We start from the raw sequence: 15894 nt of genomic DNA on the forward strand, positions 1-15894 counted from the left end.
CCAAATGACATCTCTATGTCATTTGGCTCGTTCATCATAAGGCTGATCCAAATTTCTATGACAACTCATTAAAATTACATGTTACAAGAATTTAGTTTGAGAACAAGCCAAGAATAGTCCCATTTTTCTTGAATAAGGCAAGAAGTTTTGAAATTATAGTTGAACTTTTGTGTTTTCATTAAGATTCCTTACCAATTTACCAGGCACACCAGCTATCAAACTATAATCCGGAAAACTTTTAGTAATAACCGTTCCGGCTGCAACAACACAACATGTTCCCAATTCAACACCATGAAGTATAATGACGTGTGCGCCTAGAAAAGTTCCCGATCCAATTTTTATTGGGGCCTTTTGTCGTGGATAATATTCCGACATAGGCATACGTCCAATATCCATGTGCGTCATAAGCATGGATTGCGCTCCAATACCTACGTCATCTCCTAAAATAATTTGATCTGTCAAATCAAAAAATACATTTTTGCCGATGACACATTTATTACCAATCGTTAAGTTAGAGAAATCGCCTTTGGACGATTCGTCTTCATACACATTGTCAAAAGTATAATTCCCTTTAAAGTTTATGTCATTGCCGATATGAGCGCCATTGTTTTTTAGTATTGGAGCAATGAGAAATGGTCTGCAAGTTCGCAATCGTCTAACTACATGTTCAATGCCAAAAATAAATTTAAACAATTCAATTTTTGAAAATAAAAGTATAATCGATTTAAGTATTTTTTTTACCCTTTTCATTGATAAAATAATGTAACAATTTTGGTAACTATCCAAGTCTTAGCCCTGTAGGGGCGAACTATTTTTTGCGACGGATAAAATCCGTTGTCTATATTAAATATTTAATGTTTTTGTCGGCTTGTGCCGTTTGTAACAACGGTACATTTTTGCCTGATTTTTGCAAAAATGATGACAAAAACAAACTTTATTATTTGTTGCCTGAATAGTTACCAAATTTTTTTATTTAATATTAGAGATTTTTTTATCAAACTGTCTTTGATTTATTGGCATTGTGAATTAAATAGTAGACTGGTATTCCTGCAAGTACGATCATCAATCCTGGCCAGGTAAAACTAGGTTTGTAAATGAGTAAAATGATGCATACCGTTAACGCTAGAACGATATAAATAATGGGTACAAATGGATACCCAAATGTTTTATATGGTCGAACCATATCCGGTTTGTTGATGCGTAATAAAATAACACCACCGACAGTCAATATATAAAAAATCAACACCGCAAAAACAACATAGTCTAAGAGATCCCCGTAAGTTCCCGATAAACACAATGCACAAGTCCAAAGACACTGAAACCACAACGCTTTTCCTGGTACACTTTGACTATTGAGTATCGCAGCTTTTTTAAAAAACAAACCATCTTTAGCCATTTCTTGAAATACTCTTGCCCCGGATAATATGAGACCATTGTTACAACCGAAAGTAGAGATCATAATTAATCCGGCCATTAAGAATACAGCAACCGATCCAAATATTTGATACGAAGCAGCTGTTCCCACCCGATCATTTAATGCAAACTGTAATCCGCGATCCAACACATTCGCTCCATCTGGTGACCCAACCACAGGAAGTAAACCTAAGTAAACGATGTTGGCCAAAAGATAAATTAGGGTAACGATTAAAGTACCAATGACCATACTTTTAGCAACATTTTTTGCTGGGTTTTCCATTTCACCGGATACAAATGTTACGTTATTCCACGCATCACTGGAGAATAAGGTTCCTACCATCGATATGCCTATTGCACTAATTAATGTGATACCGCTCAGACTTGTGACCGACCATTGGCCATCTGCATTCATTGCAGTTTTTGCAGATGCAAAAAAACTATTCCAGTTTAATGACCACACATCAGATTTAAAAAATGCAAAACCAATAATGATAAGTCCAAATAAAGCTATGAGTTTAGTGGTCGTAAATATGCGTTGGAGTAAACTCCCTTGCTGAATGCCCCGACTATTAAACCAAGTCAATAATACGATACTCGATATGGCTAACAATTGTGCTCCAGTAATTTTAATATAACCGAAATCGAGTAAGTAATTTTTCTCACTAAAAAATGGTATAAAAACTCCGGTAAATTTTGCAAACGCTACACCTACAGCGGCAATGGTTCCGGTTTGTATCACTGTAAATAAAGTCCAGCCATAGAGGAATCCAATCAATGGATTATAAGCTTCTTTTAAATAGATATACTGTCCCCCGGCTTTTGGAAACATACCGGAAAGTTCGCCATAACTCAGGGCAGCCATAATGGTCATAAATCCGGCTAGTACCCAGGTGAGCAATAAATAACCGCCACTCCCAACATTTCGAGCAATATCAGCGCTTACAATAAATATTCCTGAACCAATCATGGAACCTGCTACCAGCATGATTCCATCGGTTAATGATAGTTTCTTTGTCATTCTTCGTTTTTACTGAATCGAAAGGTATGAATTTTATTCAAGTTTCAGAATATTTAGACGAGGATACATTTTTTATAAGGTCTTACCTTGGATTCAAACATATTTTCTACCTTGTACCTTTCAAGCAAAACAAAAACAAAACAATATGTCATTATTTATCAAAAAACCGCTTCATGAATTAATGAAACAAGCCGCAGATGACGGAGTTTCATTGAAGAGGACCCTAGGTCCCAGAAATCTTATATTTCTTGGTATTGGTGCCATAATTGGGGCAGGATTATTTTCTATAACAGGTGGTGCTGCTGCCGCTAATGCTGGTCCAGCCATCACGATTTCATTTATTATTGCCGGACTTGGCTGCGCATTTGCAGGCTTATGTTATGCCGAATTTGCTTCTATGATTCCGGTTGCTGGTAGTGCTTACACCTATTCTTATGCTACTATGGGAGAATTTATCGCATGGATTATTGGATGGGACTTGGTATTGGAATATGCGGTTGGAGCTGCTACTGTGAGTATTAGTTGGAGTAGGTATTTTGGTAAATTCCTTGAAGGATTTGATATCCATCTTCCTGAAAAATATATGGTTGGTCCATGGGATGGTGGAATGATTAATTTGCCTGCTGTGTTTATCGTTATTTTGACCAGTTTGTTATTGATCAAGGGTACTCATGAATCTGCTAAATTCAATACCTTTATAGTAGTTGTAAAAGTAACTGTAGTTTTAATTTTCATACTCCTTGGTTGGGGATATATTAATTATTCCAATTATGTTCCTTATATCCCTGATAACACTGGAACTTTTGGTGAATTCGGGTTCAGTGGAATTATACGGGCAGCTGCTATAGTATTCTTTGCATACATAGGTTTTGATGCGGTGAGTACTGCAGCACAAGAAGCTAAGAATCCGGGTAAAGATATGCCAATAGGGATATTGGGATCTTTAATTATATGTACGGTCTTATACATTCTTTTTGCACATGTTATGACGGGTGTTACTCATTATACTTCTTTTGCAGGTAAAGACGGAATAGCACCGGTTGCCGTTGCCATAGATCATATGGGTACTGTCGGTGCTGATGGTAGTTTGATTCCTGACTATCCTTGGCTTAATCGAGCTATTATAATTGCTATATTAGGTGGTTATGCGTCCGTTATTTTGGTTATGTTAATGGGACAATCCAGAGTATTTTTTAGTATGTCACAAGATGGACTAATACCTAAAATATTTTCATATGTGCATCCGGTGTTTAGAACACCATCAAAAAACAATTTCTTGTTTATGATTTTTGTAAGCCTTTTCGCGGCATTTATTCCTGCACGAGTTGTGGGTGAAATGACAAGTATTGGTACTTTGTTTGCCTTTATTTTAGTTTGTGTAGGTGTATTGGTCATGCGTAAAACTCAACCGGATGCTCCAAGGGCCTTTAGAACTCCATGGGTACCATTAATTCCTATTTTAGGAATCATTACTTGCTTATTCATGATGGTGTTCTTGCCATTGGATACCTGGTTGAGATTGTTCGTATGGCTAGCTATTGGTTTTGTTATTTACTTTGGATACAGCAAGAAACATAGCATTTTACGAAAAAGAACAGATTTATAAAAATGAAATAAATAATGGGTTTGGACCAAACTATCATAGTAAAGTTTTTAAAAATTAAATCCAAAACCAATATAGCTTATTATAAATGTTTCATCGTAAACTGAAATTATGTGTTAAGAACTTTATCATCTAATACATAATTTCAGTTTACTCATCTTATCTAGTTACATAGTAGCTTGCTCTAGTTTTTAAACACGTATTTTGAGATTTTAACACAAGTTTCCAAAAGCTTTAATGGTGTATTTTGATTTGACTAGCCATTGGAATTTTGGAAAAACCTTTACTGTTTATTATCAATCTTAAAATTGTAATGGGACTTCAACTACCATTCTGATATTTACCAATCAAAATTAGCAGGATTTGACAAATTATATACGAAAGACTTCGTATATTTGTGCTATTAATCAGTAAAAACTAACTGATTTTATTAATTCTGTATCACTATTCAAATCTTCAAAATGATAAGTATCAAAAATCATTTATTGTGTTTTCTTCTAATTACTACTATTTCTTACACCCATGCCCAATCACTGTCTTCTATAGCCGGCCAAGTAAAATCAAATGATGGAAAACCCATCTCTTTTGCTGCTGTCCAACTTTTGTTTGCCAGCGATTCCAGTTTAGCAAAGGCTGCGTTTTCGGATGATCAAGGAACCTATTTATTTCAAGGAATCAAATCGGGAGCTTATCATTTACATATTAACCTAATCGGTTACTCATCGCATTTTTCTACAAAAGTGGAATTGAAGGAACAAAACAATGCCCTAAACTTGCCGGACATTATATTAACTCCATCAAGTATCAACTTAAACGCCATTGATATTACGCATAAAAAACCATTCCTTGAAAGAAAATTGGATCGCATGGTTATGAATGTTGAAAGTAGTATTTCAAGTGCTGGAAATACGGCTTTAGAACTGATTGAAAAAGCTCCAGGTGTACTGGTTAATCAGGATATAGCCATCCAGATTTTAGGGAAACAAGGTGTCATCGTGATGATCGACGGAAGGCCCACAAATCTTTCAGGCGCAGATCTTACCAGTTATTTAAAAAGTATTTCCGGAAGTACCATTTCACGAATTGAAATCATTACACAGCCTTCATCCAAATATGATGCGGAAGGAAATGCAGGAATCATTGATATTCGACTTAAAAAAGATAAAAATGAAGGGTTTAATGGTAGTGTGAATGTTAACTTAGGTCAAGGTGTATATTTTAAACCCAGCGGAGGTATAAATGCCAACTATAGGAACAAAAAATGGAATCTTTACGGAAACTACAATTACAGCGAACCCAACAATTTTACCAATTTCTATATCAACAGACAATTCTTTGATTCCGCTCATCAAGTTCTATCCATTTTCGACCAAACCAGTTTTGCAAAACAACCCCTTAGAAATCACAACGCAAAAATAGGATTGGACTTCTACCTTAATGCGAAAACAATCATTGGCGTATTAGCTAATACGATACTAAGTTCAAGTGATCGGGAAGGTTATACCAATTCGACCATCACGGATGCCTACAATAAATTGTTGTATACTACCCATACTGCGAATACCTATGATGACCAAAAACAGAATAATTTACTGAATGTAAATTTTAAACATGAATTTAATCAGAAAGGACAAGAACTAACCGTCGATTTGGATTATGGAAATTATTCAAACTCCTCCAATCAAAATTTTGAAAATCGATTTTTTAATCCGGATCAAATCTTATTTGATTCGTATGCACTAAATGCCAATCAAGCTGGCGATATTTATGTGCATTCAGCTAAGGCCGATTACACCCAATTTTTTGGCACATATAAATTCGAAATGGGGGGCAAATCCACTTTAGTCAAAACTAAAAATGATATTGTCTTTTACAATGTGGTCAATAATCAGAATGAATATGATTCCACACGTTCGAGTAAATTTAATTATGAGGAGAATATTAATGCTGCCTACGCCATTATTGGAAATGAATGGAAAGGTTTCGAATATCAATTCGGATTGCGTTTGGAAAACACGAATTCACAGGGAGACCAAATCAATTCAGAGGATTATTTTGATAGACAATTAACTCATTTATTTCCAAGTCTTTCATGCATTTATAAAAAAATAAAAAATCAATCCATCGCATTGTCATATAGTCGCAGAATTGACAGACCCACTTTTAGACAATTACATCCATTTAGAATATTTGTAGATCCGTACACTTATGTCGTAGGGGATCCATCTTTATTGCCGAGCCTAACGCATTCCTTTGACCTTACCCATACCTTTAAAGACAAAATAATCACAAGTTTCAACTATAGTAAAACAAATAATGAAATCACTGATGTGTTTTCGCAAGATGACAGCACAAAAATTTCTTACCAAATTCCTGCAAATATTGCTCATGTAAATGCCTATTCGCTAACCTTAAGTTTTCCAATTAAGTATAAGAAATGGTTACAATCCAATTTTGATGCTACTGTTTTTTATAATGATTATCAGGGTCCATTAGGTTCGGCTAATTTGCGAAACAATAGTTTGAGTTGGTATGCTCGTTTCCAAAATAATGTACCCATTGGTACCAAAGGATGGGCTACTGAATTATCTTATTACTATCAATCACAAATGGCCTGGGGACAATTCATTATTAGAGACCTTGGCCAACTTTCATTTGGTATCCAAAAACAAAGTAAAAACAAATTATCCGTCATTAAATTTGCTGTGACAGATATTTTACATACCAATAAAATCAGAGTCATTGTAGACTATGACAATCAAAAATTTCACACCGATAGAAATTGGGATTCCACTGTGGCTAATCTAAGTTTTTCACATCGGTTTGGAAAAACAACTGTTGCACGTGCCAGACAAAGACAATCTGGCGTCGAAGATGAGAAACGAAGAGCTTCATCCTGATTTTTAGTCTAGTTTTGATCAGAAGTCCTCGCTATGATTCAGTATAATTAAAAATAATTTTAGCTTGAAATCAATTTAAATTTTAAATTAAATGAGCCTTGTTTATTAGAATAAAATAGAATTTATCAAGCAGAATTAATCCTTTTTATCTACATACTTTTTGTCAAATGAATTTCTGACAAATTTTTGATTGATTTGCATCATCTAGGATAATAAGATTGATCCAATGTGATCATTTTGTATGAGTTTGCTAATCATTCAAATAATTGCAACAATATTTACTTATTTTTGACTTTAGTTTGGTGTTTATGACCTAGATCAGTTCCTTTGGATTAACCATCAAACCATGATCATTTAATATTAATCCATTTTGGACACTAATTATGAGGAGGGCAAAAGATAAGAAAAGAGATACAAATCAGGAATACACCGATCAGGATGTTACCCGATTAAATGTAGATAGAAATAAAAATTATCGTATTGATTTAAAACGACAGATCAAAAATTTTATACTCATTACATTAGGTATCTTTTCTGCTGCATTTGGATTTAAAGGATTCCTCCTTACCAATCACTTTATTGATGGAGGAGCAACAGGTATTTCACTGCTTATTTCAGCTTTAACTAAAATTCCACTTTACATTCTTATCATCTGTGTCAATATCCCATTTATTATTCTTGCGCATCAGGTTATGGGTAGACCATTTGCAATTAAAACGGCAATGGCAATAGCTGGACTCGCACTTGTATTGGCTTTCGTTAGCTTTCCTAATGTAACTGATGATAATTTGTTGGTGGCCATCTTTGGTGGTTTCTTCCTTGGTGCTGGAATAGGTTTTGCTATTCGGGGTGGTGCTGTTATTGATGGAACAGAAGTTCTTGCGATTTTTTTAAGCCGCAAAGTTGGTGCTACAATTGGTGATATCATTATTGTTATCAATGTCCTAATTTTTGGTGCAGCCGCTTATTTCCTTGGTGTGGAGATTGCACTTTATTCCATGATTACTTACTTGTCTGCATCTAAAACATTAGACTTTATTGTAGAAGGTATCGATGAATATATTGGTGTAACAATTGTATCTTCTCAAAGTGAAGAAATCAGACAAATGATTATTAATAAAATGGGTCGCGGCGTAACGGTGTATACCGGCAAAAGTGGTTATGGAAAACGCGGTGAGACCAGTGATGTTGAAATTATTTACACAGTAATTACCCGACTTGAACTCAATAAATTAAATACTGAAATTGAAAAAATCGAACCTGATGCCTTTGTTGTCATGAATAGTGTAAAGGATACCAAAGGCGGGATGATTAAAAAACGACCTTTACAGCATTAATCGGCATAATATTAACAAGTGCTTATATGAAAGCATGTTTTTAGTTGAATTACATATTCAATTAATGACGAATTTAATATTTGTTAATAAGTTGGAACATTGTAGGTATGATTCAGATCATCATAATTTTAAATATTGCTGCAATATGTTAAAATTATTTTCGTTGGTTTTTCATATGTATTTTGGACTGCCAGCAATATTGTGTATACCCATTTCATAACTCACTTTTGATATGAAAGTCATTCTATTTATGATAGCTTTAATTACATTATCTGCTCAGACATTTGGACAGAAAGCTAATGTAATTGGTGAATGGAAATTTGGGAAAGGTTTTAGTCTGTATCATTATTATAATTTTGATAGCCTTGGCATTGTTAAATTCAGTATTTCAGGTTGTACTGGAAAGACTTTAAGTATAGGAAATTATTGTATTAAAGAGGACAGTATTATAATTAATTATTATCCTGGTTATTATGAGTATATTAATGGTGATGTAGAAATTTATAGAACGGATTCTAGTAAACTTGAATGGGATACCCTATTTATTTTGGATAGGCATAATATGCAAGTTGATGAATATATTTTTATCAACAATTTTGATTTGCCAGACATTTTTAATTTTGGAGATAGTCTTTTTTGTACAGATCAATATAATGCAACAAAGGAAATTTTATTCGATAGCATCAATGATAATATTATGGAAAGGTCTTTTCCCATTCTCGATTCATTACTGTTATTTTTAACTTTAAATAAAAATATTACTATTGAAATTGAACGTTGGGGAGAAAAAGCTATATCAAAAGATGTCGCAATGTTATCCCAAATTCAAGTTGAATTAATTGGTGAATATTTAGTAAGAAATGGAATTAACCCAATAAGATTAACTTTTTTTGGAAACGAACAATTTAGTAATGAAATATTAGTAGGAGAAAGTTGTGCTTTAAAAGAAATATTTGAGAAAATATTTGATGCAATTAGACAAGGTCTTGAGAATGAATATGAAAGGAGAATAACTTTATTTAGAATAACATCTATATATTTTAAAGAAAATTAAATGCAAGCATCAAAGAAAGTATTATAAAATTCCAATTTATTTTGATTGATAAATAGAATATTAATGTTCAACGGTAAAATCTATAATCAATAATTTTGATCTAATAATTAGTAAATCATTTGCACGAACCTAATATTTTTATCATTACCTCAATGATATCACTATCGGTTCCTCAATCATTTTTGTTTTCGTTTGATCAAGGTCTTTATGCAATTTATCATATATTTTATTATCAAATGATTTTTGTAATGAGTTATTAATGTGATCTATACCTATTGGGAAGACTGTAATATTATCTTTATCAATTTTAATCTTAAGGTAATTTTTAAATTTATTGACCTTTGAAATTGAAAAAACTTCATTGTCATGAAGTCTAAATAGTGAATTGCATAAATATAAATAAAGGCCAAATAAGATAGTATTTATCAAAGCACAACTAAACACAATGATTGAAAACAAGATTCCAATCTTAAATTGGATCAAAAGATCGTTTATTGGATACTTGAAAGTACTAATAAACGCATTCTGAAAATAGCCACCTAATAAAAATATACCCATATTTATTAAAGCAAAAAGTATAACCATTATATTCCAAGAAAACTTATGGTAAGTTGGTATATAATGAAAATATTTATCCAAGGCATTAGCTAATAGGTAGGAGAAACCGTAATATCCCAAAACATGAAATCCTAGCATTAAAGGAAAATGATTAATTTTTAATACAACTGGCACATTTATAAATAGTGGTATGTAATTATAAAAAAGTAGCCAGCACAACATATTCATCAATAATGGAAATAGAATAAAAGAAAAGTTTTCCGTAATGATAGAGTAACTTGCTGTCGGCATTTCTTGATGTGATTCATATGCTTTAGGATAATAATTAACCAAATGGATGGATTGATTATTGATCTTACTCTGAAAAGCTCTATTGTTTACTTTGTCTTCAAGGTAATGTGTCGGATATGAATATGCGCCACCTCCACCCGAGGTGATTAGGTTTAAATGAGGATCAATGGGTGGATTTTTGGTTGCTTGAAATTTCTTTTCTGATCCATAAGTATTTAGTTTTTCGTTGAGCTTTAAATTGAATCGGGTATAATGATGAATATCTCCTGTTAGTATTAATTTGAGCTTAATAAACCTTTTTAATTTGTATTTAATTTTGGTTCCTTTTTTTCCTGGCTTTTCTATGTTGACAAGGTATGGATTATTATTAATAAATAATTCACTAATAAAATGGTCTACAACCGTAAACAACTTATCTTCTTTATCTACCGATTTTTGAAACCAATATGGTTGTGCAATTCCTAATATAACATTCCATTCTTCCTCATTATTATGTTTATTAAATGTTTTTTTAGTATTGCAAAAATTTTTAAAATATTCAATTTGATCTTTATTAAAATTTCCTGCTAATTGAATATCCAACATCCATAACCAAACATTTTTAGTAAGTCTTATGGCGCCATACGACCGGGATTGACCAGTAAAATATGAGCCATACTGCCTATTTGTACAAAAATATTCTTTAAAGGCAAAAAGTCCATCATACCAATCATGATTTCCTGGAATAGCATGGATATAATGTTCTCTATCCTCTGCACAAGAAGACTTTGAATCTGATGTATCATTCTTTGTTTTAGTGACTTTGTGAAGTCCTTGGGCTGTCATGAGAGGACCAAATAATTTGTTGGCATAATTTTCTGAAGAGGCCACAGGATATACTTCATCGCCTCCAAAAAAAACTATATTTCCTTTTCTTAATTCATGGCTTTGAATTTTTTGATCTTGAAGGCATTTATAGAGAACGGATAATGTTTCATTGAAACCATCTCCTGTATCAGAAATATAATCCATCCAAAAACTACCATCTTCATAGTTATCTTCCAGGTGATCTAAGTATAAGGCTTCATACGGTGCGTCTTCTTCCCTATGATCATTTGCCTTGCTAGAAGTATATAAATCTATGAGGGTTTGAATCAGAATACTAGCAGAAAACCAAGATACGCCTTTTTTTGATTGGTAATTATTAAAAATTTGATCGTATGCCATAGGAGTTTATTTACAAATTATCATGAATTAAACTCCGTAAATATTTTTGAGGATTTTCCGATGCAATGATATCCATATTAAATATTTGTTTAGACAATAAGTAAGCGTCTTCCTCAGTGGTCTTATCTATATTGACAAAAAAATCTGTACCATAGAGTACTTTATGCATGATGTTATGTTTTATAACTTCATCTCTGAGATCTTCTAAAGTCTTTCTGTCATGGTTAATCCATGAAATGTCTAAATATATATTTGGATAGTCAGTACTCTGACACCATGATAATACTTGTTTGTACCACTTGTATTCAATGACTCGTGGAGAATCAAAATTTTTGGAGATTAGTTTTTGTTCCAACTCGTTTTGCTTGTATTTAGAAAAAACGATCCCACCACAATGTGCAAAACAAATTTTTAGTTTGGGATACTTAACTAGTAAGGCTTTAAAATTTTCTGTATCGGTAAAATTAACCTGTTGATCGTCTCCTGTCATATTCGGAAACAAACTCGGTGTTCTTAATCGTTCACTTGCATCTCCCTGATAGTGTATCCGACCACAAGTGCAATGACTCATAATAGGAATATCATTTTTTTCGCAATATTCCCATAGTTTGTCCATTCTGGAATCGTTTGGATAATAGCCGGTAGCAGGATACAATTTCACTCCAACAAATTGATGAACTTCTATGTACTCTTTTACAAAATTTTCAATAGGTAGATTTATAAAAATAGTGTGGTATGGATTAATTCCTATGAATGGTAAAATTCTATCGCGATAGGGTTTTAATCTTTTGTACTCCGCGATTTCATTGATTTGATTTAAATAGTTTAAAGGTGCTAATCCGGCATTTTGAGAATCAAAATCAATAGAAAGCAAAACTATTTTGAAAGATCCGGATTCACTGAATCGATCATACTCTTGGTACAATAGGTGTTCAATAACTTCATGTTGTGATCCTTGAGCAAAAGACCGAAAAAACATTTTTAGCCTTGGTATCGCTTCCCTGGTTATTGGTAATACCTTAAAAACACTTAGCATAAATATTACGAATCGATTCATTTGAAGCCAGTCTAAGGCTTTAATCAAATAGGACAAATTGTTTCCAAGAATATAAACAGGGATACACTTTTTACTAAAAATGTGAACATGACTATTGTAATACGTTTTCATACTACTATCCTTTTACTTGTTTAACTCTTAGTCGTCATTTGATTGGGATTAATGACTTTCCGAATGGCTAACATTGACCTCATGTATTCATACCAAAATGGGGCGCCATACATCAATGCAAATGCAGAAATCAGGATTCCAATTAATTTAAAAAACAATTCATACATGATATTGGAAAATACAGCTTTATCACCAACTTTTATATTCTTGCCTTTAAATAATTCATCTATTTCTTTTTTAGTCCAACCAATTAATTCGTAGCCATCGCCATATGTTTTTTGGATTGAGGCTTCCAGTTCCTGAATGATTTTAATTATGATGGTGTCATTGACCTGGCTTAGTTGATTTCCTGAAGTATCTGTTGGTGGTACATTTACTCCATTGCTATTTTTCAAACTATCCTTCAAAACGACCATTTTATTCAGAGAAACCTGCAAGTCGTTAAAGATTCTGTTTTTAATAGAATCATAAGGTACAGATGTAAATCCCTCCGCCATGACAATCATATTTCCTCTGGCTTTTTCATCCACGGTAAGTTTTTGATATATCTTTATGGTATCTATATTTGCCAGAACACAAAAGGCCAATGAATAAAAAAACAAATACCATTTCACTTCTCTTTTGAATAAATAATCCAGTCGGGACTGAAATCCGATAAACCATTCCTGGATATTAGTATTGATTTTTTCAGGATCCGTTTCATGACCTATCATAAAGGACTCCACTAGACGTTTTCCATCCCCATCGAGGTATTTTTCATTTTCTAAAGCTGATTGTAACGATTCAATTAAGTGAGAATTGGCCAAATTCGTATTTACGTTCTTTTCTACATTTGGATCATGTTTTTTTTCATCATTTGTAGCACCTTTTACATCTTCTTCTTTTGGCTTGCATTTTATATATTCCTCGCCTACTTCTTTCAATACTTGAGCAAAAGCTTTCGAAAAAATGGCTGAATCTATTTGTTCTGGTCGCCTAAAAGCATACTGTTGCATTTTTGAGATCAATGGATGACGGTAAACCTTTTCTATGATATTATAAAAACCTCCCTGACTGCTGTAGAACATGTTGGACAGTTTGTTATACAAAAAGTCGCCCCGCCAATTGCGTCTGACAATGACAAACTCCATCACAAAGGAAAGTATCAGGGAAGATATAAAGTAAATAACAACGATCCCTATCGCTACATCAAAAATAACTGGAAAGTGCATAAAACTTCTGTTTAAATGGTTTACAATTGGTTAGTTCATCGGTGGGATTTGTAAAAATAATGATTTTGTAATAAAAAATGATTATTTGAAACATTTTAATTTTGACCGTTACCTAAATGCAAAGTTATAATCATTCTAACTTTTTAAAATATAACTTTTGTTAGATCTTTTATAAAACTGATTAGAATAAATTAGCGCTAATAAGATCTCTTTATCTATTATAATTTATTATTTGACCTGCCTAAAGTGTTTTTTAGTAATAATTTATTAGAATTTGTTTCATAATGTGTGTAAATTAGCGCCATTGAAGAAACTAGATCAATTGACTTTTTTTTGGTTTTGAATTAATTCAAATATATACAATTGTTACTAAAAAGATATAGCTTATGAAAAATATTTACCTGGCTCTAATCATTGTTTTAGCTTTTTGCATAAATGGATTTTCTCAGAATGTGTTAACGGAAGATTTTAATTTTATGCCTGTAGATAGTCTTGAAAATTCAGGATTGTGGGGTCGAAGTGGTATCAATACGAATTACAATATTAAAGTTGTTTCTCCTGGTCTTGAGTATTTGGGTTATGTCGGATCAGGTAAGGGAAATAGTTGCCTGATCAGTAATTCTGGAAATGGGGACATCGTTTATAGAAATTTTACCGAGCCAATAACTTCAGGATCAGTGTATATGTCTTTCATGCTTAAATTAGACAGCTTGCCAACTACTTTCACACAGGGATATTGCATTTCGTACAATCCGAATACTGGAGGTACTAATCTCAATACAGCATTATACATCAAACGATTACCTTCCTCAAACTTTAATCTCGGTGTGCGGAAAATTGGTACTATAGATTATTCAAATTCAGTTTTCGAAATTAATAAAACATATCTTATTGTATTAAAATATTCTATAATAGCCGGAAATGATAATGACTTATCCAGTTTATATGCGTTTGAAACTGGGGTCCCTAATGTTGAGCCTTCCATTCCATTGAGTTCAACAAATAATGGTATTGATTTTACTGGTCAGGCATCTGTATATATCAATAATAATTATGCCCAGACCGGTTTAGAAGGATGTAGAATATTTATTGATGGAATCAGGGTAGGCAACTCATGGAACACAAGTGTTTTGGCCGTGCCAACTTCAGTGTCAGGTCCAACTGCATCTTCCAATGAATGGATTGAAATTGTTCCCAACCCTGTTCACAATAGCACAAAAATTAAGTACCAAATTCCATCCAATAGTCACGTTAAAATTAATATTTTCAATGCCTCTGGAATGCATTGCAGTGAATTGTTGAATGAATACCAGGAAAGTGGACATCATGAAATGGAATGGTTTCCTAGTGAACTCCCTGTTGGGGTTTATAGTTGTACTATTCAATTTAATGAACAGCAAAGTACCAAGAAACTTATTGTGATTAAGTAGGGAATCTTTTTTATTGCATATTCTTTTTGAATATCTAATTTTATTATTGAGTATTAGAAATAAATAAATCATTATTAGGGTTTTGCATTTCAAAATATTCTATAAAAGTTCTCATTCATTTTACTTCGGTGAATTCATTATATATTAAATTTATCATTATTCCATTTTTCCGGATTGTTAATTATGTAATTTGAAATGTTATTAAATGATTTTTCGTTGCGTATAATGTGTTCATAATAATTACGTTGCCATATTTTTCCCATTTTTTCATTTTTAGATTTATATATATTCAAACAACCATTTGCCACCAATGATTTGTATGCCCCAACAATGTCAGATACCGTAGGCGCAACCCTTGCGGTTGCTAAACCCAATTCATTATTGATCCCCAATTCATTATAAACATCCAAATCATTATTAACACCCAAATCATTATTGGCAAACGAAATATTTGGAACATTTGGATTATTTTGATTAACCACATTATTATGGGATGTAAAATCATTTTGGGATGATGAATTTTTATGGGATGTTGAATCATTTTGGGGTGTTGAATCATTTTGGGATGATGAATTTTTATGGGATGTTGAATCATTTTGGGGTGTTGAATCATTTTGGGATGTTACATCATTTCGGGCAAGGGTAAACCTTGCCCCTACGGGTGCGTCGTTTAATATTATGATGCCATGCATGTGATTTGGC

At 32.8% G+C, this 15894-nt stretch carries 10 protein-coding genes and 1 pseudogene; 5 read left to right on the forward strand and 6 right to left on the reverse strand.

The annotated features are described in order from the left end of the window. Positions 1–153 precede the first annotated feature (153 nt). Together IPK88_10770 and IPK88_10775 are read right to left on the reverse strand one after the other, a co-directional pair. Positions 154–750 carry an acyltransferase gene (locus IPK88_10770; protein ID MBK8243899.1) on the reverse strand — a complete coding sequence of 199 codons (597 nt, stop codon included), beginning with the start codon at positions 748–750 and terminating at the stop codon, positions 154–156. 244 nt (positions 751–994) lie between these two features. Further along, positions 995–2434: an amino acid permease gene (locus IPK88_10775; protein MBK8243900.1), complete on the reverse strand. Its 1440-nt coding sequence runs from the start codon at positions 2432–2434 to the stop codon at positions 995–997. Positions 2435–2579: 145 nt separating this feature from the next. Between IPK88_10775 and IPK88_10780 the strand changes: the two genes are divergently transcribed. The 4 genes from IPK88_10780 (at position 2580) to IPK88_10795 (ending at position 9328) form a co-directional block, all read left to right on the forward strand. Further along, the gene (locus tag IPK88_10780; protein ID MBK8243901.1) at positions 2580–4040 is read left to right on the forward strand and encodes an amino acid permease; all 1461 of its coding nucleotides are present in this window, start codon (positions 2580–2582) and stop codon (positions 4038–4040) included. A 458-nt stretch (positions 4041–4498) separates the two neighbouring features. Next, positions 4499–6937 (forward strand): TonB-dependent receptor, encoded by a 2439-nt coding sequence (locus IPK88_10785; GenBank protein MBK8243902.1) that lies wholly within the window; start codon positions 4499–4501, stop codon positions 6935–6937. Between the two features lie 383 nt (positions 6938–7320). Next, positions 7321–8274: a YitT family protein gene (locus IPK88_10790; GenBank protein MBK8243903.1), complete on the forward strand. Its 954-nt coding sequence runs from the start codon at positions 7321–7323 to the stop codon at positions 8272–8274. Positions 8275–8506: 232 nt separating this feature from the next. Continuing rightward, positions 8507–9328 (forward strand): hypothetical protein, encoded by an 822-nt coding sequence (locus IPK88_10795; protein ID MBK8243904.1) that lies wholly within the window; start codon positions 8507–8509, stop codon positions 9326–9328. A gap of 144 nt (positions 9329–9472) precedes the next feature. On the opposite strand, the gene IPK88_10800 is transcribed toward IPK88_10795, so the two are convergent. Genes IPK88_10800 through IPK88_10810 form a run of 3 tightly spaced genes read right to left on the reverse strand, consistent with a single transcriptional unit; the run spans position 9473 to position 13762 of the window. Beyond that, entirely contained in the window at positions 9473–11383 is a 1911-nt protein-coding gene (locus IPK88_10800; protein MBK8243905.1) for a hypothetical protein, read from the reverse strand. 10 nt (positions 11384–11393) lie between these two features. After that, entirely contained in the window at positions 11394–12551 is a 1158-nt protein-coding gene (locus IPK88_10805; GenBank protein MBK8243906.1) for an amidohydrolase family protein, read from the reverse strand. 20 nt (positions 12552–12571) lie between these two features. Continuing rightward, positions 12572–13762, reverse strand: a complete 1191-nt coding sequence (locus tag IPK88_10810) for a hypothetical protein (GenBank protein MBK8243907.1) — start codon at positions 13760–13762, stop codon at positions 12572–12574. 386 nt (positions 13763–14148) lie between these two features. Between IPK88_10810 and IPK88_10815 the strand changes: the two genes are divergently transcribed. Beyond that, entirely contained in the window at positions 14149–15192 is a 1044-nt protein-coding gene (locus IPK88_10815) for a T9SS type A sorting domain-containing protein (protein MBK8243908.1), read from the forward strand. A gap of 137 nt (positions 15193–15329) precedes the next feature. Here the strand turns inward: IPK88_10815 and IPK88_10820 are convergent. Further along, positions 15330–15542: pseudogene (locus tag IPK88_10820) on the reverse strand (hypothetical protein). Positions 15543–15894: the final 352 nt, after the last annotated feature.

Origin of the sequence: Candidatus Defluviibacterium haderslevense (assembly GCA_016712225.1) — a bacterium.
Taxonomy (GTDB): domain Bacteria; phylum Bacteroidota; class Bacteroidia; order Chitinophagales; family Saprospiraceae; genus Vicinibacter; species Vicinibacter haderslevensis.

What these genes read in the sequence shown, in the direction of transcription:
- IPK88_10815 (MBK8243908.1), top strand. Translation starts at nt 14,149, where the DNA reads ATGAAAAATATTTACCTGGCTCTAATCATTGTTTTAGCTTTTTGCATA.
- IPK88_10790 (MBK8243903.1), top strand. Translation starts at nt 7,321, where the DNA reads ATGAGGAGGGCAAAAGATAAGAAAAGAGATACAAATCAGGAATACACC.
- IPK88_10770 (MBK8243899.1), bottom strand. Translation starts at nt 750, where the DNA reads ATGAAAAGGGTAAAAAAAATACTTAAATCGATTATACTTTTATTTTCA.
- IPK88_10785 (MBK8243902.1), top strand. Translation starts at nt 4,499, where the DNA reads ATGATAAGTATCAAAAATCATTTATTGTGTTTTCTTCTAATTACTACT.
- IPK88_10800 (MBK8243905.1), bottom strand. Translation starts at nt 11,383, where the DNA reads ATGGCATACGATCAAATTTTTAATAATTACCAATCAAAAAAAGGCGTA.
- IPK88_10780 (MBK8243901.1), top strand. Translation starts at nt 2,580, where the DNA reads ATGTCATTATTTATCAAAAAACCGCTTCATGAATTAATGAAACAAGCC.
- IPK88_10795 (MBK8243904.1), top strand. Translation starts at nt 8,507, where the DNA reads ATGAAAGTCATTCTATTTATGATAGCTTTAATTACATTATCTGCTCAG.
- IPK88_10775 (MBK8243900.1), bottom strand. Translation starts at nt 2,434, where the DNA reads ATGACAAAGAAACTATCATTAACCGATGGAATCATGCTGGTAGCAGGT.
- IPK88_10810 (MBK8243907.1), bottom strand. Translation starts at nt 13,762, where the DNA reads ATGCACTTTCCAGTTATTTTTGATGTAGCGATAGGGATCGTTGTTATT.
- IPK88_10805 (MBK8243906.1), bottom strand. Translation starts at nt 12,551, where the DNA reads ATGAAAACGTATTACAATAGTCATGTTCACATTTTTAGTAAAAAGTGT.